Raw genomic sequence first — 24,755 nt, 5'->3', positions numbered from 1 at the left:
TACCTATTAGTAACGTATTATAAAACCATAACAAGTGACCTAATAGTCACATGATATCACAAACGGATCTGTTTGTCAGCCGGTGACTTGCATATCCACAATGACAACCATTTGAAAATGAAAGGTGATGTTGAAGATGAAAGGTGATGTTGAAGATGAAAGTAACCTTGATTGCAGGCAGTAATCGCACAAACGCAAGCAGCACGAACCTTCTTCGGTATATTGAAAGCCTTTTAGAAGCCCAGAACATATCTGTCCAATTCATTGATTTATCGGAGCTTCAGCTACCGCTTTTCTCACCCGACAACTGGGATTTCCATCCTAACGTTAAGCATGTATTGGAAGCAATTGCAGATGGAGACGGTTTGATCCTTGCTACCCCGGAATACCATGGCTCCGTATCAGGAGCGCTTAAAAACGCCCTTGATTATATAACCGGAAACCAGGTTGCGGGCAAGGCAGTGCTTTCCGTAAGTTCCGCAGGCGGTCCGCTCGGAGTCAGCTCGCTGTCGCATTTACAGACTATCGTACGCAATTTACACGGAATTAACTGTTCGCAGTGGATTTCGATCGGATATGGATCGAACACGTTTGGTCCCGAAGGCGCTCCGTTAGATGAGGGAATGAGAGACCGGATTCGAGATGCGGTGGGGAGTTTCATGGATTTGACCCATAAGCTTACACCGACAGCAGCAGCAAACTAACAGCACAAGCCTTTTTTTATCACTATTACGTTACCAAATAGTAACATTAAACCAAAGGAGTTGTTTATTCTTGATAATGAATGAACATAAGTATTCTGACAGCCATTGGGTGGGATCTTGGTTTGCAAGTCAAACGTACTTTGATGGGAACTTTGCCGAAGAGCGATTCGAGGATCAGACCATCCGAATGATTATACATCCGCATGCCTTCGGTTCCAAGATCCGCCTGAAGTTTTCCAATCTTTACGGTTCCGAGCCTGCGGTCTTCGGCACAGTAACTGCAGCTTTAGCCGCAAAAGACAAGGGAATCGTTCCCGGAACTGGTCGGCAAGTTACCTTGAATGGTCAATTCAACATCGCCATTCCTGCAGGGGAAGAAATTTATACGGACCCTGTCGATCTCCAATTAAACGAGCATGTTGACGTAGCTGTCAGCGTTTATGTTCCTAAGTCGACCCGAACCTCAACATGGCATTTCTCGCCTCCTAGGTCCACTTATGTTGCCGAGGGGAATCATGCCGAGGATAGCAACGCGGATTTTTTCCGAAATAACCTTCATTCATATTACTGGCTATCCGGTATGGAGGTTTTAACGCAAGATGAGCATTTTCGTGTCATTGTCGCACTTGGCGATTCCATTACAGAAGGGAGTACGTCTACTTCAGATGCTAACCATCGTTGGCCGGATATTTTCTTTGAACGACTTCGTCGAGAACATCCCTCCCAATCGATCTCCGTTCTCAATGCGGGAATCGTTGGCAATCAAATATTGAAAAATGGGCCAGAGATTGGTATGCCAATAGGTGGAGAGAGCGTGCTTTCCCGCCTGGATCGTGACCTGTTTTTACATTCTGGAGTTACCGATGTGATCTTTCTCGAAGGAATCAATGATATTGGACTCGGAAATGCGACAGCAAATCAGCTTATTGCTGGACTGAAGGGGGTCGCAACCAGGGTTCATGAGAAGGGACTACGCATTTTTGCAGGTACCCTCCCACCGTTTGGCGGCGCTCCGTACTACTCCAATGAGAAGGAGCTCATCCGGCAAGAAGTGAACCGCTGGATCCTGACCAACGAAGTATTTGACGGTATTATCGACTTTAACACTGCGCTGGCTGATCCCGAGCATCCCGAACAGCTGCTTCCCGTCTATGATTTCGGCGATCATCTTCATCCTTGCGATGCCGGATTCAAAGCATTAGCCGATTGTATTCCATTGTCCCTGTTATAAATCTGATTTGGTTTGACCCGGTACAACTGGTTTCAATAAACAATACAAAAGGAGATGTTTTGTATGAAAACGATGGAACAAAAAAATGCAGAAGCGGTGACCGCGTTTATCGAGGACATTGCGAATCAGGACATGTTGGCAAAGACCGATCAATTCTTTGCCCCGCAAATCGTGGAGGCTTTTACGGATCGGCGGTTTACCGTGGATGAAATCCTGGCCCAAGGCGAGAAGGTCATCGCAAGAATTTTCATGGCGGCTGTGCATGCTGGCCATTTTGCAGGAAATGCACCTACAGGAAAAACCGTAAAGGCAACACAGTTCCGCGAATTCCGGGTCATCGACGGGGACATCGCTGATCACCGCGGCTGGTTCGATACGGCCACGCTTTTGCCTCAAATCCAAGCTCAATAACCGCCTATGAAGAACGGCATTTCGTCGTTAAGTCAATTCCTAATAACCTAATAACCCACTTATAAGGAGATATTTAAGTATGAAAACGATGGAACAAAACAATGTGGAAACGGTAAACCAATTTATCGAGGCATTTTGGAATCAGAGTGAATTGGACTCTGTGGATCGATTTCTGTCCGACGATTATCAAGAACTCGCTTACCAATCCAAGGATGGCCTGAAAAAATTCGCAGCAACGATCTTGGAGGCATTTCCTGATAAACAATACACCGTGGAAGAGATCATCGGTCAAGGGGATAAGGTGCTCGTGAGAATGACTGTGAAAGGCACACATCAAGGCATGTTCTTTGGAACTGCCCCCACGGGCAATACGATTGATGTCACGCTGTACCGTCAATATCACGTTGTGGACGGCAAGATCGCCGAGCATCGGGGCTGGATCGATATGGTGACCATGTGGAGCCAAATTCGAGGCAACTAACTTCACGTAAATACAACGCTTAACGTATTACCGAGCCAACACTTGGGACGGTAGTACGTTAGTTATAAACTTATCTCATCGGCAATCGGTACAAGTTCTTGTCCTTGGCTCGGGACAAGAACTTGTACCCGCAAAACAGAAAATCCGCTAAATTAGCGACTTTCTATGGGACTATGTTCTTGTCCCTCGACATCCTTTTCCTCATACGAGTCTTTTGTATCTGTCGAAGGTCGTTGCGATTACGGTCTGTAAAAAGCATCAGATACCCATAGGAACGATCAAAATCTCTACATGTTCACCCCAAGATCAAGTTTTTTTATCGCGCGGGCTGCGGTACTATTCGCTGAGAATTGCTTCTCATAGATGGGCGTAAGTACCTGTGCGATGGACTGTTGGATCACTCGGTCTACCGCCGTTGGGATTCCCAAGTTTCTTTTCTTCTTCCCGTCTTCTTTCGGTATTCTTGGTTCAGGTTGTCTCTACTCACAATCTGTTCAAGCAGCACATTCTTCAACTTGTTTGCGTCGGTGTTGTTGTTTTCAGTTATCCTCACAGGACGTGCACTCCCACATATCCTTCGTGTTCCGCACTATTCTTTTGCAGTGAGCCTTCCTTTAGAAGTTGGCTGCCCTTTACTCCTGTTTTGGAAACATTCATTGACTAAACACCTCCTAAGGTTCAGCCCTTCCTCCATGACCTCGACTTCATGAAGTAGTATCGCTTTTGCTGACTTCTCATGACAAATCTTGTTTCAACCGCGATTCGAACTGCAAACTCATCCCATGCCTTATGCCTGATGATGTTCGTATTCCTCGGATCGGAATTTTGCCTCCAGCTTCCTTCAGATTCTACCTCGCGATGGACACCCTTGCTTTTGGCTAGTGGTTTGGTCACTACAAACCCCCACAGCGGACTTTCACCGCCTAGTTAATCGCCATTCGTGGCGCACAAAAGAACGACTTCTATCTACGATAGAAGCCGAACAAGGTAATGATGCATCATGATTCAGGTAAGCGTTAAGACACTACGAATTGTACGACAACTGGAATTCCAGCATTCAGTGCGTCGCCTCCAGGGATCGTAATCGTGGTGGTTGTAACAGTGGAAGTATCTGCTGTCTGCATAATGCCGTTAATATAAAGATTGTAATAATTGAACGTGCTTGGAAATGCCGTTGCAGCTGCACCGGCGTCGTTCGTAAAAGCAGTTGCAGCAATCGCAAACGTTGCTCCGGTACCCGTTCCGTCACCAATGGTTGCAGCAAATCTTACACTGTTCTGAAATGGGGTTACGAGTGGCATAGTTCTCACCTCCTACCTGACATAGTATATGTGGTAGATTCGAGAGTAGTGAAGGCGAAGTCACGAGGAGGTTTGACCAAATTTAACCATTTGTTATATTTGCTGTTAGTCGAATTATCTCCACAATGATTGGCGTTCCAGCAAAGAGAACACCGCTTTGTGACGGGAAGAACAGCATGTCGACACTTACGTCATATGAATTGCGCGGCTGGACAATCCCGTTTATATAAAGATTGTTGAAGCTGGTAAGTCCAAGCCCGGCAAATTCGGTTGCGCTATCGCCTTCGTCATTCATGAATTCCATGGCGGGAATCGTAACCGGGGCCGATAAATCCAGATCGGTTTCCGGAAAGTAGAAGTAACGGTTTACCGCGGGAACAATCTCAATTCCGGGTACGCTGCCCGGCGGACCTTGCTCACCAGGAGGACCGACAGGACCTTGCGCTCCGGGCAGGCCCGGTTCGCCTTGCTCGCCCTTAGGGCCGGTGGGGCCCGGGGAACCGGGAGGCCCCGGTACCCCCTGCTCACCAGGAGGTCCGGCGGGACCCTGTCCTCCGGGCAGGCCCGGTTCGCCTTGCTTGCCCGGAGGGCCGACGGGGCCTTGGGAGCCGGGGAGTCCTGGCACGCCCGGCACTCCGGGAGGACCGACGGGACCTTCCGCTCCGGGTGGGCCGACAAGCCCCTGGGCTCCGGGAAACCCCGGTGGGCCATGCTCGCCGTGAGGGCCAGCAGGGCCTTCGGCACCTTGCTCCCCAACTAGACCTTGCATTCCGGGCGGTCCGACCGTCTCCGTTTCATGTTGTCTCATCGGAGCGAGCTGGGACCCGGGCTCCGGAAATACCGGGTTGACGCCAATCCCCCTCGGCAAAGCAATGACTTTTTTGCCACAGACTACTTTCAGTTGTCTTATTGGGCGCTTCGGTCGGAGGTAGCGCCGCTTTTTCCGGCAAGGTTTACGGATAATATGGCACATCCTGCGTTTTCCCGGAGATTTGTTTCTGCATTTTCGTGTGGAACGTCTGGACCTTAATTGGCTGGACGCAGCTATCCTCTTATTCAGATACCTCAAAACGGTCACTCTCCTTAGGCCAAGGCACACAATGTGTATGCCCTATATATATGTCATTAGCACATTCGGAGAGTGTGCGTATAACTAGAAAGGATGCCCAATAAAAAAGACAACAGCTCCTGCCATAGTCCTTTGTCTTACTAATCGTTCATTCTCCACTCTCAATATCTCAAGAAAGCTAATTACTCTCCTACTTCTTTTCATAAAACTTAACCATCTCTTCAGGCTGCTGTGTTTCAAGAATGATTTGATTTTCTTCAATAAAAACAAGATGCGCGGGTATGTTTTCAAATCAAAAATTTTCTCGTAATTGAACAGCTGGTCCTCACGAACATTATAAAAATTCACATTCCTAATGGAGCCCTCTGTTCTCAGGAATACTATCAATAACAATCCTCGTTTCACAGGAGCTAATGTCAAATAATCCTGAAAAGCCTCGGCTTCACAGGATTATTTGTTTGCAGCATTAACCGTATTTCTGAATCTCCCTTTCATAGCTTGGGCATGGAAAAAGTACTCCCTTTCTTCTCACACCCGGTTAACACGTAAAAAACACGTCCTTGCTCACTCTTCATCGTCCCGACCCCTTTGCAGGTGTTGGTCGTCCTTCCCTGTTTGGAGCCATAGAGATCCCTTGAGTTATCATAAGTCGATTGAATGGCTTTGCCATCGTATATCAATTCATGGATAATGGCCCCACCTTCAATGGTATACATCGTAACTCGGACCTGATCCTGAAGTTTTCCCTTCACATTTTTCATAAATGTAGTCCATTTATCCCCGTTCCGTATTCCTTCGAGAAGTACAACAACATCCCCGCTTTGCTCCGCTTGCTCAGGGTTATGTGGCTCAATAATTTCCGGAAATGAATTCAAGATCACTGGAGAATCCACTGTCTGATCATTTGCCTCACAAGCTGTTAACAACATTAACGCTAACGAAAGCGTGAGCAGTACTCTTTTCATCCAATCACCTCATGTTTACAACACTAAAGTCTCCGTACATGTTACTTATGTGCTGTTAGAAATAACTTAAATAACACTCAGCGCACTTCAATATAAAAGAAATTTTATCATTGGTATGTAACTTCAATCCTTCAAAAAGCGTTTATATAACAATGCATCATTCACATCCATCTCATCCGAAAAAGAGGCGATACCATGCGTTCGGTTAACCCATCCGATGATACAGCAAAAGAAAAACGAGGCTCTACTTCACGCTTGAATCATAGGAACAAAGGTAAAGGTAAAACGGTCCGACGACTCGCCATTGCAATGGCTACAGCATTAGTTGTGTCAAGCCTGTTGATTGAGCTGACAGCTGAGCCAAATGCTCATGCAGCCCCTAACGTACAGCATTCAACCAGTAACACTTCTGTTCGATCGACTGCAACAAACACAGAGAAGAAACTCCATTATACCGCTGTAGAGGGAGCTTATTATTACAGTGTTGCCTTGAGAAGTGATGGTTCGGTCTGGACCTGGGGCCGCAATCTGCTGGGAGAGCTGGGTGTGAGCGAAAAGGTACGATATCGTCATACATCTGGTCCTACCCGCATACCGGAACTAACCAATGTAATAGCTATTTCGGCCGCCGGTGGTGGAATTAATGCAGCCGTTCAGGCGGATGGAACCGTCTGGGAGTGGGGTGCTGGTAAACTACCCAGCAAAGTCGAAAGCATCCTCTCTGCGAAGGATGTGGTGACTGGTACTTTAACCGTCGCCCTTCTCCAGAACGGGACAGTCTGGTCATGGCAGCACCCGGCGGCTCAAGGAAGCGATTCTGATCACTTACGTAAACCGCATGCGATCAGCGGACTGAAAGATATCATCCAGGTTGGAACGGCAGGTCTGCATGGATATGCTCTGAAGAAAGATGGGTCCGTATGGACGTGGAACGAGCCCGACGAACCCGGTAAAGTCCTGTCCAAACCTACCAAGATAAAAGGCCTGACCAACATATCATCGATCACAAGTTCAGATACATCCCTGCTTGCACTGGATAAGAACGGGAAAGTTTGGGGGTTGGACGAGAAAGGAAAAGCGTTCGGCTTTCATTACGACTTCAAGGTGAAGAAGATGGATGGAAATTCGCAATATATGTTATTACTCACGACATCCGGTGAGGTGTACAGCTACGGAAGGACCGTGAACGGCAAAGAAGGAAAAGTAAACCATCTATCCGGCATTACTGATATTTCAGCAGGATATTACCACAGTCTTGCCTTATCCTCGGATGGAAGCGTCTGGGGCTGGGGAAGTGATAAATACGAGGAAGCGGGTGCACCTGCAACATCATCGGGAGGCATGGTTTATAAACCCGTTCAAGCCAAAATTGGTACAGATGTATATCTGAACGGTGAACTGTTCCAGTCGTTGTATGCCGCTGTTGAAACGCCTAAGACCGTGCAGCTGCCAATTAAGGCCATCGCCGCAGCACTCGGAGCAGAATTTGAGGTTCATGAGGTGGAAGGTAGCCTGGACCACTATACGTTGAAATATGACAATCGGACAATCACAATCCTCCCTCACGAAACACAGTATGTTATTACTTCCGCAGATACGTCTAGGGAACAAGTCATGCAGCTGCCTGAACCCTTAAATAATTACTCGGGAGCAACCACAGTGCCTTTTGAGGTATTGCGTGGTTTGGGATTGAACGTGTCGTGGGATTCAGAAAAAGCTATGCTGACCATTGACGATGCTGATCAGAAAGATTCAGGACGCTAAACGAGCCGCATAGCATAGAAAAAATCCCCTTCAGATAAACGTCTTGTTCTTAACGAACACCGTTTACTTGAAGGGGATTGCTCTTTTAGCACCACAACACTCCATCCGTTGGAGCAATGGAAGATAGCGTTTCACTTACTGGACATCATGCGTCCTACTTCTCGAACCGGAACCAGCCAAAGTCAAACTGACTGCCCGGCAGGAAAATAAAGGTCACCTTCTGCACACCTTTCACCTGCTCAAGCTCAAATACGCGCTCCTCATATCCATCGGACTGTGTGAACTCAACCAGTTGGTTGCTCTGTCCATCCTCACCCGCAAAGCGGATATGAATCGTGTTTTTATCAATAGGAGAACGCCCATAGATCACAAGCTTGGATGTGCCTTCTGCCGTGAAGTCCATATTTTCAAACTCCAGCGATACATTGTTCCCGATCCCCTCAACATGAGCGCCCTCGATCTTGAATGTATCCCCGTAGAGATGATCACATGATGCAGCTGTGTTCTGCTCGAATGCACGGCTTTGGCGCTCGAACGAGAAGCCTTTGATATGAATCTTCTGCTTCAGCACAAAACAGATCGACGTGATCCCGCTAAGTCGCTTGGACAGTTGATAGGTCTCTTCCTGATATACATTCCATCTGGATTCCTTCTGATACACCACATCCGCAAGCAGTGTGCTTCCCCCTTCATCCGGCATGCCTTCCCAGATCTGAATGAAGTAATCCTCACTGGACAGTGCGAAGATCGGAATCGTAATGGTATCGGAGCCGTACGGCCCGAAGTCGATATTACGGAAGCCCACATGCGTCTCCCCATCCCGGCTTGTCGCTACCCCGCGTTCATTGCCGTTACCGACATCCCCTTTGGTGTAATCATACAGTCCGCCCGTAATGAAACCGTACGGATCTTTGTAAGCCGTGCCCAGACCCGTTGCTTTGAATTCCAGCTGGGAGATGAGTTTCGTTTTATCCGTACCGTTGCTGCTTGTCGCACGAAGTCGGAATTTTCCATCCCCCAGCGCCATGACCTTCACTACATGTTGACTATCTCCATCCACGTCCGATTCCGCATGAATCACTTCGACCTTGGCAATGTTGGATTCGATCCCTGCATCGTTCACCACGGCCCACTCGATATCCCGGTAGGATGTGTTCTCTGGATACAGCTTGGCGCTCACCGTCATCTCCTGCTTTGATGGATCGAATAGCTGCCCACCTCCGCTGATAATCTCGATTTTCCGCAAAGGAATCTCCTGCGCGCGTCCCGTCAATACCGGACGATCCGTATTACTCATGAGCACGGTTTGCTCCTGACTGGCAGCGGCGGCCCCGGAATCACTGAAGTTACGATTCCCTTCGCCTTCAACGGCTCGCGATTCGAACTCAGTAACCGCACTTTCCAACCCTTCGGAAGTCACCTCAATCCGCACGGTTCCCGATTCGTTCGTTGCCCCGATGATCGCCATCAGTTTACCGCTGAACAATCTTCTGCTAAGCCCTTTGTATGGATCATAATCGGTGCTGTCTCCGTTATCCAGACCCAGCAGACGGCCTGCACCTGTCACTTGGACCTGCACTCGGTTATTTGCATTTTGCACGGGATTGCCTGCTTCGTCTTCTACTTGAATTTCCACGAACATAAGATCTGTACCATCCGCTTGCAGCTGCTCCCGATCGGCTTGCAGGCGAATCTTCTTCGCATCGGTATAGGATCTTTGCACATCGGTTGCAATAACGTTGCCGTTTTCATCATAAGCGATAGCTTTGAGCTCACCCTCTTCATACGGCACTTTCCACCAGCCAGCCAGCTGGGTTCCCTTTGCATGATCGATATCGTACGTGCCAATTGTCTTGCCATTCAGCTGCAATTCAATCTTCGGCGCATTACTGCACACGCGTACATCGATGAGCTGACCAGGGCTGAAATCCCAGTAAGGGAACACGTGAACCATTGGACTCTTCTTATAATCCGTCCAGGCTGCTTGGTAGATATAATAGGAATCTTTCGGAAACGTTGCTGTATCCAGCTGTCCAAAATACGAATTCTTCGTATGATACGGTGTCGGCTCCCCGATATAATCGAATCCGGTCCACAGGAACTGACCCAATGAATACGGGGTATCCCGTTCTGCCAAAATGCAGTATTCTGCCGACTTCGCGCCCCAGCTTGTTGTACTGTTACCCAACGCCGAGCATTGCTCATCATCATCTGCCAGAATGGATTGCTCAAACGGGAAGTGATAGATCCCACGGCTCTGCACCACAGACGACGTTTCACTACCATAGATAATCCAGTCCGGATGTTCCTCATGATGCTTGTCGTAGTATTTTTCCGCGTAGTTATAGCCTGCGAGCTTTACAATATCGGCGCACTTTTGCGCGTTTTGCCACGGCATGTAGTTCGAACCAATGGTCACGCCTGCATTCCCTTTGGGGTCAAATTCCAGTACATACTCCATCAGCATGCGAGTGACTTCCTGCCCCCGCTCATCCGCATGGGTATCATAGATTTCGTTACCGATACTCCACATGATCAGACTGGCATGGTTACGGTCACGCTTCACCCAGCTCTTCACATCGGTATGTGCCCATTCCGGGAAAAATCTCGCATAGTCGTAAGGAGTTTTGGCTCTCTCCCACATATCGAACGCTTCCGAAACAATCAGCATGCCCATCTCATCCGCAAGTTCCATGAACTCTTTGGCAGGCATGTTATGAGCGGTACGGATTGCGTTGACGCCCATTTCCCTCAACAGCACAAATCTTCTGCGCAGCGCCGTCAGGTTAAAAGCAGCCCCCAGCGCCCCGAGATCATGGTGTTCACACACGCCGTTCAGCTTCATCTTGACCCCATTCAGGTGGAAGCCTTCGCTCGCATCCAGTTTGATATCCCTGAAGCCGATGCGCTGCGTGATGCACTCGATCGTCTCATAGCCCTGCTCACCTGTAACCACTTGCAGCTGCGTTACCAGATCATACAAATTTGGTTCATCCGGGCTCCACAACTTCGGATGATCTACCGTCAGCTGTTGGCTGTCAGACTGTATCTCTCCATGTCCAGCGTCTTTATCCGCTTTGGCGGTAACGTTCGCTTTGCTGGATACAATCTGCTTACCCTGATACCAAATCGTGTGCACCAGTTGTGCGTTCTGGTCGAGATTCAGCTCCGTATCCACTTCCACCTGCCAACCTTCTGGCTGCTGCTGAATGGACACATAGGTACCGTCTGTGACGATATGATTCCGATCTCTCGTTTTCAGCCACACATTGCGGTAAATTCCGGCCCCGGAATACCATCTGCTGTTCGGGCTCTGATGCACCACTTTGACTACAATTTCATTGTCGCCTTCCACCAGCTCATTGGTAATTTCATGTTCAAAAGCCGAATAGCCGTACTTCCATTCCCCCACAAGCTGACCGTTCACATATACGGAAGAATCCATGTACACCCCGTCAAAGCAAAGCAGAACCTGCTTCTCATCCTTCGTGTACGGGAATGTCTTGCGGTACCATCCAATGCTGTCCTCATACAGTTCAAGCGTATTATAGATTAGCCAATCATGAGGAAGTTCGACCGGTTCAAAAATTAACCCTTCAGGTTCCGAAACCTCCAGCTTACTTTTCGCAAATTTCCATCCATCTGTAAAAAGCTTTTTCTGATTCATCTCAGTTCTCACTTCCTGTGTGTATTTATGATTGCGGTTACAAACAAAAATAGACTTATCCCCGAAAACCTTTTCGAACATAATATGATGAAACATTAACACTTCCCCGATTATATCATCTGACCCGCGTTTGTACGTCCATTTTGGACCGATTTAAGAAAAAAAACGGTCCAAAATGGATTTATCCAAATCGGAACCTTACGAAGTCTCCCATTGAATCCTATTAGCATTTTGCATAATTCGAATCAACTCGCTCCAGGGTACAAGTCTAGACATATAGAAGCATTTCGGTCGATCGCTGATGGAAGACGCTCTTTGAAATTATGCAAAATACTCATATCACTACATTAATTATTCCTTGCCCGAATAGATCTGTAGAATGCCCGAATATCCTCAGCCAGCAACTCCGGTTCTTCCAAAGCCGTAAAATGCCCCCCACTTGGCATGGAGGTCCAACGTGTTACGTTGAGGTTTTGCATCGCCCAGGATTTGGGAGGAAGCACGATATCTGCAGGAAAGATGGCAATGCCTGTTGGGACTTCTACCCGGCCCAATGGGGGCAAGGAGTGCGAATTTTCGTAGTACATACGCGTGGATGATCCTATCGTGTTCGTGACCCAATAGATCATAATATGAGTCAGTAACTCATCCATGCTAAATATTTGATGGAGATCACCTTTGCAATCGCTCCATGCACGAAATTTCTCAATGATCCAGGCGGCCAAACCTACCGGTGAATCGGAAAGTCCATACGCGAGCGTCTGAGGTTTCGTCGATTGAATGGACATATAACCACCCTCTTGCGAAATCCATGTTGAAGCATGCCTCTTGTATTCCCGTTCCTTCTCCGAACGTCCAGCCTCATCCTGTGAAGATAAGAGATCTCTAATGATACCAATATCCGTTAAGTGGATTCCCACTAAAAGTTCAGGATGATTGGATGCCAGATAACGTGTAACGCCAGAGCCGATATCCCCACCCGCAGCAGCAAATTTGTGATAGCCTAACGCCGTGGTCATTAGTTCGGCCCACATCCGGGATACACGAGAATTGTTGACACCTGGCTGATCAGGGCGACTGGAGAATCCAAATCCAGGCAATGAAGGCACAATGACGTCAAAAGAGTCCTCCGGATTACCTCCGTAACTAGCAGGGTCCGTCAGGAGAGGGATTATCTTCTGATAACGAAGATAGCTGTCGGGCCATCCATGAGTAAGAATAATCGGCAGAGGGTTAGGCCCTTTACCACGTTCATGTATGAAGTGAACATCTATTCCATCCAACTGGCAACGAAACTGGGTAAATTGATTCAACTTGGACTCTTGCGCGCGCCAGTCATAATGATCTCTCCAATAGGAAACGAGTGACTTTAAATAACTTATATCCGTTCCTCGCTCCCAACCCGAGTCTACCAATTGATCAGGCCAACGGATGTGATGCAGCCGATATTGCAGATCTTCCAGAATCTCATCGGAGACATGGATATGAAAATGTTTAACAGTCATCCAGATTCCCTCCCTTTTTTGTTGATTCACAACGCTATTATATCCGTATAAACTTGCATCTTGCACGCTTATACGTGAAGCAAACAAACTTAAAATCTCCATACGTAAATTCTATCTCTGCCAATTGATTCCTGTAATTTCTTGTCGAGCTATGTTAGATTATCCATTGGAATAATATCACATATATAGATAGGGGAAATTAGAACGTGAAGAAATCATGGGTACTATCCATCATTATGAGTTTTGTTTTGCTCGGCGGGGTATTCGCACCTGCAGGGTCCTATGCCGCTGCTGCGGATGACTCAACGACTACATATTCGGAAGACGGATACACCGAAGTTGACACGACAGAAGAAGAGCCGGAACTTACAGCCGATGAAGAGGATTTCTTGAACTACCTGGATCAACTGGATATCGCAGCCGTATATGAGGAGAAAGCCTTCAATGCTTTGGGAGGGGGATTTTACATTACATCCTCCAATCGCAAGTCCGTTTTCCTGAAATTGACCAACACAGCGATTCCTAACTACACCAAATATGTATCCAAGCTGAAGTTGATCAAGCCGCAAAATGCGGAGCTGCAAAAAATCCATGCCAACTTGATCAAAGGTAGCTATACACAGCTGGAGGGATTCCAACTTGCTAAAAAAGCTGTCTCCAAAACAACGGTAAACAGCGCTGTCCTGAAACAAGCTAACGCCAAAATTGATGTCGGCAAGAAAAGCATCGAGAAGTATCACAAAGAAATCTCTGCTTATGCCAATAAACTTGGGTATGAATTTTAGTAAATAGAACCCAAATGGATTGGTGATTCCAAATCACCTTATCTCATATATGAAGCGAAAACGCATCTTGCGTTTTGAATTCGATAAATTGAGAATTAAGGAAAAAAAAGTGTTTTCTTTTTCCAAGTTACTTCGTATAATAGCAGTATAATCAAAAGGCTATGCTGCCGAAAGGTACAACCTCGTAAACATTGGGGTTGTGCCTTTTTTGCGTTTATAGCTGCATGATTCATCCCATACAAGGAGTGAATACCATGTTACTTGAAGCCATTTATCATCGTCCCAAAATGAATTGGTCCTACGTGTATGACCGTTCGACCATGCATCTGAGACTCCGTTCCAAACGGGGAGACCTGGATGCCGTAATTGCCATCATCGGGGATAAATATGCCTGGGATCGTACGGTTCTCCACCTTCCAATGCGAATCTTTGCCCGTGATGCCTTGTTCGATTATTGGGAAGTGGAAGCGCAACCACCTTACCGCAGATTACGCTACGGCTTCCAACTGATTAAGGGAGAGGAATCGGTCTGGATGACGGAACGGGGATTTGAGCAGGCTCTGCCCGATCATCCGCTGGAATTTTTCGATTTTCCATTTATGAATCCGGCAGATATCTTCGAACCGCCAGCGTGGGTCAAGGACGCTGTGTTTTATCAGATCTTTCCTGAACGTTTTGCCAATGGTGATCCGTCGATCAGTCCGAAGAACGCTGAACCTTGGGGCGGCGAGCCGACTCCTGTCAATTTTTTTGGAGGTGATCTGCAAGGAGTTCTGAACCACCTCGACCATCTAAGTGCGCTTGGCATTACCGCCATTTATTTCTGCCCGGTATTCCAGGCTACAACCAACCATAAGTACAATACCGCAGACTATATGAGGGTCGATCCCCACTTTGGCACCAATGAGAAATTGAAGGAACTCGTGGATGCATGCCATGCACGTGGCATACGGGTTGTTTTGGACGCGGTGTTCAACCACTCCGGGAGAGAGTTTCTTCCATTTGCGGATGTGCTTGAAAAAGGGGCGGCTTCTCGTTATGCGGATTGGTTCCACGTCAGAGAATGGCCGGCTCGAATCGAGGACGGTATTCCCACGTATGATACTTTTGCCTTTGAACCCCTTATGCCCAAACTGAACACGGAGCATCCCGAGGTCAAAGAATACTTGCTGGAAGTAGCTCGCTACTGGATTCAGGATATGGGAATCGACGGGTGGAGACTGGATGTTGCCAATGAGGTGGACCATCAATTCTGGCGTGAATTCCGGCAAACGGTCAAATCACTTAATCCGGATGCCTATCTGCTCGGCGAAATCTGGCATGATTCCATCATGTGGCTGCAAGGGGACCAATTTGACGCGGTCATGAACTACCCGTTCACGAATTCAGTTATGGACTTTGCCGTGCTCGGCAAGCTGGACGGTCTCGGATTCGCCAACGAGATTGGCAAACTGCTCGCTGCTTATTCACAGCCTGTAACGGAAGCTGCTTTCAACCTGCTCGGTAGTCATGACACGCCAAGACTCCTCACCTTATGTGAGGGAGATGTACGCAAAATGAAGCTGGCCGTCCTCCTGCTGCTTACGTATCCAGGTGCTCCTTGTATTTATTATGGTGACGAGGTAGGGCTCGATGGAGGCTATGATCCAGGTTGCCGCAAATGTATGGAGTGGGACGAACAGAAGCAGAACAAGGATCTGCTCGACTTCTTCACCCAAACCATTGCCCTGCGCAAACAACACCCTGCATTGCGCAGTGCGGACATTACGATGATATACGCTGAAGCTGGAGATCCGTGCATTGCCATTGGACGCAAGGATCAGGATACCGGGGAACAATTTGTACTCGTTCTGAATGCAAGCGAAGAACCCCGCAGCATGGAGCTGCCGCTGCACCAAGGGACTTGGCGTGATGTATTCTCAGCCACCACCAAGGAGACTCAGCATAACAAGCTGGAGCTGGAGCTGGATGCGTACGGTTTCTCCCTGTTGCAGCTGGATGTCAAGTCACATGTGAACGCTTAATATTCCACTTGAATTATGAGGCTTTCTCGATGCCTTCCCAGGTCATTTGCAAGAATACTGCACAGTAATATGTGCATTTTGCATAAATCCAAATAGCGTCTTTCAATCAGCAAGATCTAGATCTGAAATGTTTTCTATTCGTCCAGGCCTTATGCCCTGGAGCGTGTTGAATTGAATGATGCATAATGCTGATGCAGATATGTTTATCACTTAAAGTCAAAAAAAGGGGAACCCTTGGCGCGTAATGCAGCCTACGGTTCCCCTCTCCCATTGCAACCCGCTGTGTCCATCCTACGTTGGCATTTATTATCCACTTCGTTAATTTGTCCCTTCCGAATCTTCCTCCATACTGGCCGCAACCTCATCCCGAACGGAGTAGATTGGACCGGCATTTCTTATTTTCTTCATTCTTGGGCTTGTTAAAGTATCCTGGGTAACGACGATCTTTTGCGGGATTTTGTAGGGAGGCAGCTTGTCTTGGCAAAAGTCCCAGACTTGTCTTCGCAGTTCCTTAAGAGACTGCTCACTTGTAAGTCTGACCGTGGCCTTGACCATCTGCCCCGTAATTCCACTGGGCTCCCCGCTCACGACAGCCGTTTCAATGGAATCCATTTGCTCCAGAATACTCTCCACTTCCGCAGGGTAAACCTTACGCCCACCAACATTAATGATCTCGGAGCGGCGGCCCAAAATGCGAATGTACCCATCCTCCATCTCCGCTTCGTCCCCAGTCTGAAGCCAACCATCTTCCGTGAATGGAGATGGAGCATTCAGATACCCGATCATGGCCGTTTCGGTCAGGATCTCAAGCAACCCGTCCACAATCCTATAATTGACTCCTTCACCACGAACCGTAAATAGCAATGAACCCGAATCTTTGGAACGAGTGGGCAGGATGCCAAGCTCCGACATGCCATAAGCCTGCACTGTGCGTACATTCGGAAACTGGCGATTCCATGCGCTGAGCAGCGTCTCTGGCATAACCTCTGAACCATAAGAGACCACTTCGAGACTGGATAGATCGAACTCCCGATAGACTCCGCTAAGGAGCATTAGATTCATGAACGTTGGTGAGACAGGCAGCGCCTGAACGCGGTACTTCTCAATGGCTCGACATACTTCCACAGGTGAGCGATCCGGTATGACACATAAACACCCGCCGCTGGACAGGGATTGCAGCATTGTATTTAACCCGCCAATATGATCAAACATCATGAACGGAATGGTACAGAGCGGCCGGACTTGCCGTCTGAAACCGTCCAAGATTCGATCCGCGCAGTGAACAGCAGCTTTGCTTCGCCCTGTCGATCCGGATGAGAAGATCACCAGACCTGCTTTCTTTTCCTGAACCAGCCTGGCCAATATCGGGGATCGACTGCCCTGCACAGAGCAGCGTCTGACCACTACTTCTCCGTTCCCAACACTCATACGCCATTCTACCTGTGCGAGTGCTGTATATTCATTCCGTTTGGCCTCAACCAGATGACGATCCAGCGGAACCACGATACAATCCCGTTCCAAAAGAGCAATCAACGCCGCTGCCGAATAAGGGGAGTAATCTTCTTCAAGCGCAACGATCGCCCCTTCAAGCCCTTCTCTGGATATCCACTGGTTAAGGGTGTGTACCTGATTCAATAGCCAGCTATAACTATATTGCTCACCCTCCCATATCAACGCAGGGCAATTACCATATGCAGCGAACCGTTCGAGAAGAAAGGTGATATTCATCCCGTGTCCCCCTTTGAGCAACGTTCCAATTGCGCCTCCAGATAATTAACCAACGATTCCACGGTCCGATAAGGGCTTTCCGGCATGGTAGCAGCCGCCATTTCCGCGAGAGCTATTCCTACACCGAACTCATCCTCAACCCCTTGCTCTACAATCGCAAGCAAGGTGACAAGTTCAAGAGAGTCCAGTCTCCCCCGGCTTCCATACAGAGGCGATTGCATGCCGTGCTCCAGAGGAATGGGCGCGTTATGGTATCGATTGAGCTCTTCGCAGCTCCCCAGTACGATCCGCTCGATGGCTTCCCGGCGTGAAGGCGCCAAATTTCTCTCGGTCAAAGAGGTCTGTATAAACCGTTCGGCGTGTTGATGTGTGGTCATCAGCTCTTCGTACCAGCATAATTCATCCGCTGCCAATTGTTGAATGATACCCGTCAACTGCTCCCGCCAATCCGCGCTTCGCTTCATTCTGGCGATCTGGAGCAACTTGTGCGCCTGTTCCCAGCGGGCTATGATTGCACGGAACCCCTCCACATATCGATCATGGGGAGAATCCAGCCATCTGGCGGCCTCTTCCAGCAAATCGCGAAAAAAATAGCGACTCCAGCGCATATCGAACAAGAACGCGGAGACGGCCTTCTCTTGTTCCCGATCCACCTCAGCATCCGGATGTAGACGTTGTAACAATTGCAGGGATACAGCCTGTCCAAAATAATAGCTTCGCTTGCCTTGCCAGACCGTTCTGCCCGTGATGAATTCATGAGCCTGCGTTGCCAGCGCAGTGCGCAACATGTCCTGGTAGCCCGCAGAGTCAAGTGTATTCACAGCACGGATCTCCATCGTGCCATATGTCCGCAATGTTTCTTTACGCCGGGCTACCTCCAGCTCGGAAATATTTTTGTTCCCTTTCCAGAATTCCTGGAAGTCTGCAAACGATACAGTTCCCATGTATTTGGATGGAACGGGATCATAAACATAGAACTGCTTCTCATCCATTCCGTACACGGCCAGCCAATGGTCGACCAGATGCAGGCGTGAACCTTGTTTAACGAGTTTATGAATATACTCAGGATTACGGTAATCCTCCCCATAAGGCAGGCAGTAGCTTGTACCTGTGGCGATAAAAAGCTCCCCATCCCGCAGCCGCCGCTGAATATGTTCCTTTCCTTGCTCGAAGCTGCCAAACTCCCGTTCTCCATGTACTTCCCACATCGGCTCACCATAATTCAGCTTGTGAAAATAAGGCTTGATCAGGCCACGATCTGAACAGGAAGGCAGACTATACAAGCGGCTGGAGGCCACCAGGCCCAGACTGCTTATTAAGCCCTGACGCTGTAGGATTTCATGAATCATAGGAAAATTGCAGGGATAATAATACGGAATATCCATCGTTGGTTGAAACGAATGAATGATCATGGCTACCTCCTGTTCCCGGCTTTGGCAGCCGCGCTGCCCCAAGACTGGATTTGATAATGAAGAGACAGGTTATCATGGGCTCGGAACACCCGATTGGGCAGCGCTTTGCCATCAGCATCGGTTTCGAACTGCCGAAAGCCGCGCGTAAACCTGAACCGAAAGCCGCTGTCACGCGGAACCTCGAAGCAGCCCTCATACCGCCCACCTCCTGTATGCAGAAGCTTCATACCCATTCCTCCGTAGATAGAGTCATCATATATATCCTGGGGCGGTGCTTCTACGCTCATACATACGCTCACATACCCCGATAATTCTTCCAAGACCGTGTACATGCAAGATGCCGACAGCTCTCCCACCGTCAGGGTAACCACTGCATTACCAGGTCGTAAAGGAACCAGTTCCCCGGTTGGTCGTACCTCCAGAACCTCAGGATGATCGGACTTATAGTCCCCTTCAATCACACTCATGGTGAACCCGCTGTCGTAATGAAGCAGTGCATTGATGTGACAACTCATTCCGCCTTTCAATCCGATAACATCCCTTCCCTTCAGCTCCAGAGAAATTGGGTTACCGATTCGTCCAAACATGTACATTAACGGCAGATGAACCCGCTCTCCCCAATCCGCTTCCTGATGACCGGCATCCGGTTGTTCCAGAAATGCGATATCCTTGCCAGGTTTGTATCCCAGAGCAAGCAACTGATGAACCATATCCCTTACCTGGGAAGGCAGAAACAGTCCTTCTGCGTCTCCAATATCCATCCACATTTGAACCGGAGCATTACTGTCAGGCATGAGGTACATGTTCTCTTCCTGCAGCCTGCTCTCCGACGTTCCATCCAGCTGCACGTCCACGAAGAAAGGTGAGAGCATCATCAGTTTGCCAAAAATATCAGGATGACGTGTTCCGATATGGAAGGTGCTGAGTGCCGCTGCGGAAGAACCAAGCAGTCCCGTATTGTCCTTGTCCGGAAGCGTGCGGTAATGCTCGTCAATGTATGGCTTCAGTTCATGAATGATAAAGTGTTCATAGTCCAGGCCTGAGCAGCCCACGCTCACCGCTTCTCTTGCAGGCGCAATGAAATGATAGAATTCATTGTGTGTAACCGGACGCACATGGGCAATCCCAACAATGATCAGCCCGTCCATCAAGCCTTGAGCGATCAGCCGGTCTGCCACCTGATCCACATTCCACGTTTCATTTCCCGCAGCCGAAGGACCGAAGGCCCTCTGACCCGCATGCATGTATAACACTGGATAGCGATGATTCACATGCTCCTTGTAGCCTGGTGGCAAATAGATAAATATCGTTCTCGTGTTACCCAGCCGGGATGCATTGAAACCTTCCACACATTCGATGACAGAATGAGTGTTCACTGAGCCATCAACCGCCTCTCCTATGGACTTTCCTCGGTACAATACCGGGTTTTCGACAAGTCATTCTGCACTCTTCCCTTCGCTGCATCGACAAACAACCCCGTCTCAGAAGAGACGGGGTTGTTTTAAAACACCGAGATGTTCTAAAATGCATAGCCCTTATATTAGTGTGTCTGCGAATAGTTTAAATCTGTTGAGGCTTGTTTGTAAATATGGAAATAGAAAAAAAATGCTTAACAAAAAGTTATTGACAACTCCGCCATTATTTAATTATCATAACGTTGTGATTATAACTAGAGGGCCATGCTTTTAAACCCATTCGGTTTAGGACAACCCCGGTAACTCCAGCAGGAGGTGCCGGGGTTGTTGGCATTCAAAAAGGAGGGGACACGTTAAGGAGAATCGGTCAACGACTGAATTGAAAGCGCTTTTCTGATCAAGAAAGAGATTACAAATCTATATAAATCGAACTAAGCATTTACACGAGAACGGAGAGGATAGAAATAACCTGAAGAAGTGAAACGTTCGCCTTTATCCCCGGATTTCCCCCTTTGAAAAGGGATTCAAAAAAATCTGGGGATAACAGCGATCGGAAGGTTGTTCTGTCATCGGAGTGGTAAGTGTAAATATTCTTCAGTTCAATTTATATAATACACGAAGGGTGGATTACCATGTTCAAATGGACCAAGCGAATTATCCTCAGTACCACGCTAACCCTCAGCTTGCTGGCTGGAAGCGCACTTCCATTATTCCCGGCTGCCTCTGTATTCGCAGATGCCGATACGGCAGTAACCAACAAGCAGAATTTCAGCACCGATGTCATTTATCAGGTGTTTACCGACCGATTCCTGGATGGCAATCCCTCGAATAATCCTACCGGGGGGGCCTCTGATTCCTCCTGTACCAACCTGAAGCTCTATTGCGGCGGCGACTGGCAGGGATTGATCAACAAGATCAATGATAACTATTTTACGGATCTGGGCATTACGGCACTCTGGATCTCCCAGCCTGTCGAGAACATATACTCGCTGATCAACTACTCCGGTGTCAACAACACGGCCTATCACGGATACTGGGCACGGGACTTCAAGAAGACCAATCCGGCATTCGGTACGATGACCGACTTCCAGAACCTGATCAACACAGCCCATGCCAAGGGCATCAAAGTCATTATTGATTTCGCTCCCAATCATACCTCTCCTGCCATGGAGACCGACACTTCATTTGCCGAAAACGGTAAGCTATACGATAATGGCACACTCGTTGGCGGATATACCAATGATACGAACAAATTCTTCCACCACAATGGCGGATCTGACTTCTCCTCGCTGGAGAACGGCATCTACAAAAACCTCTATGACCTCGCTGACTTAAATCACAACAACAGTACCATCGACACCTATTTCAAAGATGCGATCAAGCTCTGGCTCGATATGGGCATTGACGGAATCCGCGTGGATGCGGTCAAGCATATGCCACTGGGCTGGCAAAAAAACTGGATGTCCTCCATCTACAGCCATCAACCGGTATTCACCTTCGGTGAATGGTTCCTGGGTTCCTCGGCTTCGGATGCGGATAACACCAACTTCGCTAACCAATCCGGCATGAGCCTGCTCGACTTCCGTTTCAATAGTGCAGTACGTAACGTATTCCGTGATAACACGTCCACGATGGTTGCCTTGGATTCCATGATCACCAGCACTGCCACTGATTATGCCCATGTGAATGACCAGGTGACCTTCATTGACAACCATGACATGGATCGTTTCAAAACCAGTGCCGTGAACAACCGTCGCCTGGAACAAGCTCTCGCATTTACACTCACCTCACGAGGCGTACCGGCCATCTATTATGGCACGGAGCAGTATTTAACTGGTAACGGTGACCCGGATAACCGTGCCAAAATGCCTTCGTTCTCCAAAACAACGACCGCCTTTAACGTCATCAGCAAGCTGGCTCCATTACGCAAAAGCAATCCAGCCATCGCCTACGGAACAACCCAGCAGCGCTGGATTAACAATGATGTGTATGTGTACGAACGTAAATTCGGCAACAATGTGGCCGTTGTAGCGGTTAACCGTAATCTTTCAACTCCCACTTCCATCAGTGGTTTGACCACTTCGCTCCCTTCAGGAACCTACAACGATGTACTTGCAGGTGCGCTCAGTGGGAATAACATTACCTCCACAGGAGGAAACGTCTCTGCCTTCACACTTGCCGCAGGGGCCACAGCGGTCTGGCAGTATACAGCCAATACCACTACACCAACCATCGGGCATGTGGGTCCTACCATGGGCAAAGCGGGCAATACCGTTACCATTGATGGTCGTGGATTTGGTACGACCAAAGGCACGGTCTATTTCGGTACAACCGCTGTGACGGGTTCAGCCATTACATCCTGGGAAGATACTCAGATCAAAGTGACCGTCCCTGCTGTTGCCGCCGGCAACTATGCCGTTAAAGTCGCAGCGAGCGGGGTCAACAGCAATACCTATAACAATTTCACGATTCTGAGTGGCAACCAGGTTTCCGTTCGCTTTGTCATCAACAACGCCTCCACTACACTGGGGCAGAATCTCTATCTGACGGGTAATGTTGCGGAGCTGGGCAACTGGTCCACAGGCCCTCTCGCCATTGGTCCAGCCTTTAATCAGGTCATCTATTCCTACCCAACCTGGTATTATGACGTCAGCGTACCTGCTGGAACCAATCTGGAATTCAAGTTTTTCAAAAAGAACGGCTCTACCATTACGTGGGAAAATGGCAATAACCATACCTTCACCACACCGACTAGTGGAACCGCAACCGTTACAGTGGACTGGCAGTAGTCATTCCTTCATCGTCCTATCAATCAACCCGGAGTCAGACGTGGTCAAGCGTCCGCTCCGGGTTCTTTGATTGTGTTCCTCACTGCAAGCTGGCATCCATTGCAATCGAAAGTTGTGAATTATGGATAGTTATGAATGATCGAAGATGCGATTTATCGATAGGTTCGAATGGATTTCAATCCTGTTGCCGCGATCACCCCGGCCACCAGCAGCAACGCTCCCAGGCTCTCCAGCACCGTTTGGGCACCCCATTGATCCGCCAGAACCGAAACTACCGTTAAACCCAGGATCGGGGCTGTACTTGTTATGGTACCGAGCACGCCGTAGATTCTTCCCTGCAGCTCATCAGGAACCTCGGCACGCATCATGATCTGGGTTAACATGGTACAGCACGCAAACATGGCTCCCCCGGCAATGATCAGCGGCAAGGCCAGCAAAGGGGAAGAGACATGGGATAACAGCATATACAGTGGGCCAAGAACCAGTAGACCGATAAACACCCATCGCCCCCTTCGTTTCAACCGATTGCCTGAGGCAATCAGAATCCCGGAACCCAGCATGTACCCCAGAGGAATACACGTCTCGATCAGTCCGAACTGGACAGGATTCGCCTGCCATACCTTGACGGCCATGACCTGAACCAGCATGATGGCGGACATGAAGAAGAGAATCAACAGCGGATTAAGGATCACAATCGAGCGAATCAAGGGATGTGCAAAGATGTAGGAAAACGAGCTTCCCCAATCCTTCACGAACGATTCCCTATGTCTGGAAGAGCGTTGCACATCCGGGAAACGCCCGGCCAACATTACACATATTGCAGACAGTAAAAAGGTCACACCCGTAATCATGATGGCTGTAAACCCTCCAAATGCAGAAACCGCAATCCCCGCTGCGGCCAGTCCGCTGATCCGGGCAATATTATCCACCAGATGGATGGTTCCTGTAGCTTGCTGCAGCTGCTCCCTCCCCACCAGACTGGTTACCGAAGCATGAAATGCAGGCGCCTGAAACAGGCTGGAGAACATGGAGAGGGAAAGCATGAGAAGTACGAGTGGAAACGGAGCATGCAGCACAAACAGACTCACCGCAATGATAAATGCCATGGCTCCACGAAATAAATCCGACGACAGCATCAATGTTCTGCGATCCAGCCTGTCGGCAAACGTACCCGCGAATGATCCGAACAAAAAACTGACGACCATGTTACATACTTGTACAGCTGCCATGCTCTTGGCACTTCCGGTCGTCTGAAGCACCCACAGACTGATGGCAATGCCATTGAAGCAATCACCAAATACGGAAATGCCATAACCGCACAATATTCTGCGATAAGCCACATTGTGCCAAAGCGCCTTGTTGGCCATTTTCTGACTCTCCGCAGCAGCACGAGACCCGTTTGGCCCCAATTCCGGTTCTGGGGACTGTAGCGTTCCCATCGTTCTTTTCCTCCTCTTGTCATTCGGATCTCAAACAGCAGGCAGGCGCTTCCGGAGCAGTTCCA

General features: G+C 48.6%; 18 protein-coding genes. 8 read left to right on the top strand and 10 right to left on the bottom strand.

All coding sequences use genetic code 11. The features are described 5' to 3' along the window. Positions 1-146 precede the first annotated feature (146 nt). The 4 genes from ACFTRD_RS00510 (at position 147) to ACFTRD_RS00495 (ending at position 2,827) form a co-directional block, all read left to right on the top strand. Positions 147-704, top strand: coding sequence for an NADPH-dependent FMN reductase (locus tag ACFTRD_RS00510; RefSeq protein WP_379376973.1), 558 nt, complete (start codon positions 147-149; stop codon positions 702-704). 76 nt (positions 705-780) lie between these two features. Continuing rightward, a complete protein-coding gene (locus ACFTRD_RS00505) occupies positions 781-1,935 on the top strand; it encodes an SGNH/GDSL hydrolase family protein (RefSeq protein WP_379381082.1) in 1,155 nt (384 codons plus the stop codon). Positions 1,936-1,998: 63 nt separating this feature from the next. After that, on the top strand, positions 1,999-2,346 hold the full coding sequence (locus ACFTRD_RS00500) for an ester cyclase (protein WP_379376971.1): 348 nt from the start codon (positions 1,999-2,001) through the stop codon (positions 2,344-2,346). Between the two features lie 79 nt (positions 2,347-2,425). Then, complete coding sequence (locus tag ACFTRD_RS00495) at positions 2,426-2,827, top strand: ester cyclase (RefSeq protein WP_379376969.1); 402 nt, start codon at positions 2,426-2,428, stop codon at positions 2,825-2,827. A 287-nt stretch (positions 2,828-3,114) separates the two neighbouring features. On the opposite strand, the gene ACFTRD_RS00490 is transcribed toward ACFTRD_RS00495, so the two are convergent. From ACFTRD_RS00490 to ACFTRD_RS00475, 4 genes are all read right to left on the bottom strand, one after another. After that, positions 3,115-3,255, bottom strand: a complete 141-nt coding sequence (locus ACFTRD_RS00490; RefSeq protein WP_379376967.1) for a hypothetical protein — start codon at positions 3,253-3,255, stop codon at positions 3,115-3,117. Between the two features lie 588 nt (positions 3,256-3,843). Continuing rightward, entirely contained in the window at positions 3,844-4,128 is a 285-nt protein-coding gene (locus tag ACFTRD_RS00485; RefSeq protein WP_379376965.1) for a DUF4183 domain-containing protein, read from the bottom strand. An 82-nt stretch (positions 4,129-4,210) separates the two neighbouring features. Next, the gene (locus tag ACFTRD_RS00480) at positions 4,211-5,197 is read right to left on the bottom strand and encodes a DUF4183 domain-containing protein (RefSeq protein WP_379376963.1); all 987 of its coding nucleotides are present in this window, start codon (positions 5,195-5,197) and stop codon (positions 4,211-4,213) included. Positions 5,198-5,688: 491 nt separating this feature from the next. Then, positions 5,689-6,162 (bottom strand): DUF4362 domain-containing protein, encoded by a 474-nt coding sequence (locus tag ACFTRD_RS00475; protein WP_379376961.1) that lies wholly within the window; start codon positions 6,160-6,162, stop codon positions 5,689-5,691. 195 nt (positions 6,163-6,357) lie between these two features. On the opposite strand from ACFTRD_RS00475, the gene ACFTRD_RS00470 reads away from it, so the two are divergent. Next, positions 6,358-7,926 (top strand): stalk domain-containing protein, encoded by a 1,569-nt coding sequence (locus tag ACFTRD_RS00470; RefSeq protein ID WP_379376959.1) that lies wholly within the window; start codon positions 6,358-6,360, stop codon positions 7,924-7,926. A 154-nt stretch (positions 7,927-8,080) separates the two neighbouring features. Here ACFTRD_RS00470 and ACFTRD_RS00465 read toward each other — a convergent pair whose 3' ends face one another. Both ACFTRD_RS00465 and ACFTRD_RS00460 read right to left on the bottom strand, forming a co-directional pair. Beyond that, positions 8,081-11,593, bottom strand: a complete 3,513-nt coding sequence (locus ACFTRD_RS00465) for a glycoside hydrolase family 2 TIM barrel-domain containing protein (RefSeq protein WP_379376957.1) — start codon at positions 11,591-11,593, stop codon at positions 8,081-8,083. Positions 11,594-11,940: 347 nt separating this feature from the next. Beyond that, positions 11,941-13,098 carry an epoxide hydrolase family protein gene (locus ACFTRD_RS00460; RefSeq protein WP_379376955.1) on the bottom strand — a complete coding sequence of 386 codons (1,158 nt, stop codon included), beginning with the start codon at positions 13,096-13,098 and terminating at the stop codon, positions 11,941-11,943. Positions 13,099-13,304: 206 nt separating this feature from the next. Between ACFTRD_RS00460 and ACFTRD_RS00455 the strand changes: the two genes are divergently transcribed. Beyond that, a complete protein-coding gene (locus tag ACFTRD_RS00455; protein ID WP_379376953.1) occupies positions 13,305-13,883 on the top strand; it encodes a hypothetical protein in 579 nt (192 codons plus the stop codon). A 254-nt stretch (positions 13,884-14,137) separates the two neighbouring features. Next, positions 14,138-15,907 carry an alpha-glycosidase gene (locus tag ACFTRD_RS00450; protein WP_379376951.1) on the top strand — a complete coding sequence of 590 codons (1,770 nt, stop codon included), beginning with the start codon at positions 14,138-14,140 and terminating at the stop codon, positions 15,905-15,907. A 318-nt stretch (positions 15,908-16,225) separates the two neighbouring features. On the opposite strand, the gene ACFTRD_RS00445 is transcribed toward ACFTRD_RS00450, so the two are convergent. The 3 genes from ACFTRD_RS00445 to ACFTRD_RS00435 are packed head-to-tail and all read right to left on the bottom strand — an operon-like array spanning position 16,226 to position 20,423. Next, complete coding sequence (locus ACFTRD_RS00445) at positions 16,226-17,635, bottom strand: ANL family adenylate-forming protein (RefSeq protein WP_379376949.1); 1,410 nt, start codon at positions 17,633-17,635, stop codon at positions 16,226-16,228. Then, positions 17,632-19,047, bottom strand: coding sequence for a hypothetical protein (locus tag ACFTRD_RS00440; RefSeq protein WP_379376947.1), 1,416 nt, complete (start codon positions 19,045-19,047; stop codon positions 17,632-17,634). Before ACFTRD_RS00440 ends, ACFTRD_RS00445 begins: the two co-directional genes overlap by 4 nt. A gap of 2 nt (positions 19,048-19,049) precedes the next feature. Then, positions 19,050-20,423, bottom strand: a complete 1,374-nt coding sequence (locus ACFTRD_RS00435) for an alpha/beta hydrolase (RefSeq protein WP_379376945.1) — start codon at positions 20,421-20,423, stop codon at positions 19,050-19,052. Between the two features lie 671 nt (positions 20,424-21,094). Between ACFTRD_RS00435 and ACFTRD_RS00430 the strand changes: the two genes are divergently transcribed. After that, positions 21,095-23,251, top strand: a complete 2,157-nt coding sequence (locus tag ACFTRD_RS00430) for an alpha-amylase family glycosyl hydrolase (protein WP_379376943.1) — start codon at positions 21,095-21,097, stop codon at positions 23,249-23,251. A 152-nt stretch (positions 23,252-23,403) separates the two neighbouring features. On the opposite strand, the gene ACFTRD_RS00425 is transcribed toward ACFTRD_RS00430, so the two are convergent. Continuing rightward, positions 23,404-24,690: an MFS transporter gene (locus ACFTRD_RS00425; protein WP_379376941.1), complete on the bottom strand. Its 1,287-nt coding sequence runs from the start codon at positions 24,688-24,690 to the stop codon at positions 23,404-23,406. Positions 24,691-24,755 lie beyond the last annotated feature (65 nt).

The organism is Paenibacillus sp. NPDC056933 (assembly GCF_042674385.1).
Taxonomy (GTDB): domain Bacteria; phylum Bacillota; class Bacilli; order Paenibacillales; family Paenibacillaceae; genus Paenibacillus.
The sequence above is the reverse complement of the archived record's forward strand: the minus strand, read 5'-3'. Positions and strand labels throughout refer to the sequence as shown.

Excerpts from the sequence above, each read along its gene's own strand:
- ACFTRD_RS00485 (WP_379376965.1), bottom strand. The coding sequence starts at position 4,128 with ATGCCACTCGTAACCCCATTTCAGAACAGTGTAAGATTTGCTGCAACC.
- ACFTRD_RS00475 (WP_379376961.1), bottom strand. The coding sequence starts at position 6,162 with ATGAAAAGAGTACTGCTCACGCTTTCGTTAGCGTTAATGTTGTTAACA.
- ACFTRD_RS00495 (WP_379376969.1), top strand. The coding sequence starts at position 2,426 with ATGAAAACGATGGAACAAAACAATGTGGAAACGGTAAACCAATTTATC.
- ACFTRD_RS00430 (WP_379376943.1), top strand. The coding sequence starts at position 21,095 with ATGTTCAAATGGACCAAGCGAATTATCCTCAGTACCACGCTAACCCTC.
- ACFTRD_RS00450 (WP_379376951.1), top strand. The coding sequence starts at position 14,138 with ATGTTACTTGAAGCCATTTATCATCGTCCCAAAATGAATTGGTCCTAC.
- ACFTRD_RS00425 (WP_379376941.1), bottom strand. The coding sequence starts at position 24,690 with ATGGGAACGCTACAGTCCCCAGAACCGGAATTGGGGCCAAACGGGTCT.
- ACFTRD_RS00470 (WP_379376959.1), top strand. The coding sequence starts at position 6,358 with ATGCGTTCGGTTAACCCATCCGATGATACAGCAAAAGAAAAACGAGGC.
- ACFTRD_RS00445 (WP_379376949.1), bottom strand. The coding sequence starts at position 17,635 with ATGAATATCACCTTTCTTCTCGAACGGTTCGCTGCATATGGTAATTGC.
- ACFTRD_RS00510 (WP_379376973.1), top strand. The coding sequence starts at position 147 with ATGTTGAAGATGAAAGTAACCTTGATTGCAGGCAGTAATCGCACAAAC.
- ACFTRD_RS00505 (WP_379381082.1), top strand. The coding sequence starts at position 781 with ATGAATGAACATAAGTATTCTGACAGCCATTGGGTGGGATCTTGGTTT.
- ACFTRD_RS00500 (WP_379376971.1), top strand. The coding sequence starts at position 1,999 with ATGAAAACGATGGAACAAAAAAATGCAGAAGCGGTGACCGCGTTTATC.
- ACFTRD_RS00460 (WP_379376955.1), bottom strand. The coding sequence starts at position 13,098 with ATGACTGTTAAACATTTTCATATCCATGTCTCCGATGAGATTCTGGAA.
- ACFTRD_RS00440 (WP_379376947.1), bottom strand. The coding sequence starts at position 19,047 with ATGATCATTCATTCGTTTCAACCAACGATGGATATTCCGTATTATTAT.
- ACFTRD_RS00465 (WP_379376957.1), bottom strand. The coding sequence starts at position 11,593 with ATGAATCAGAAAAAGCTTTTTACAGATGGATGGAAATTTGCGAAAAGT.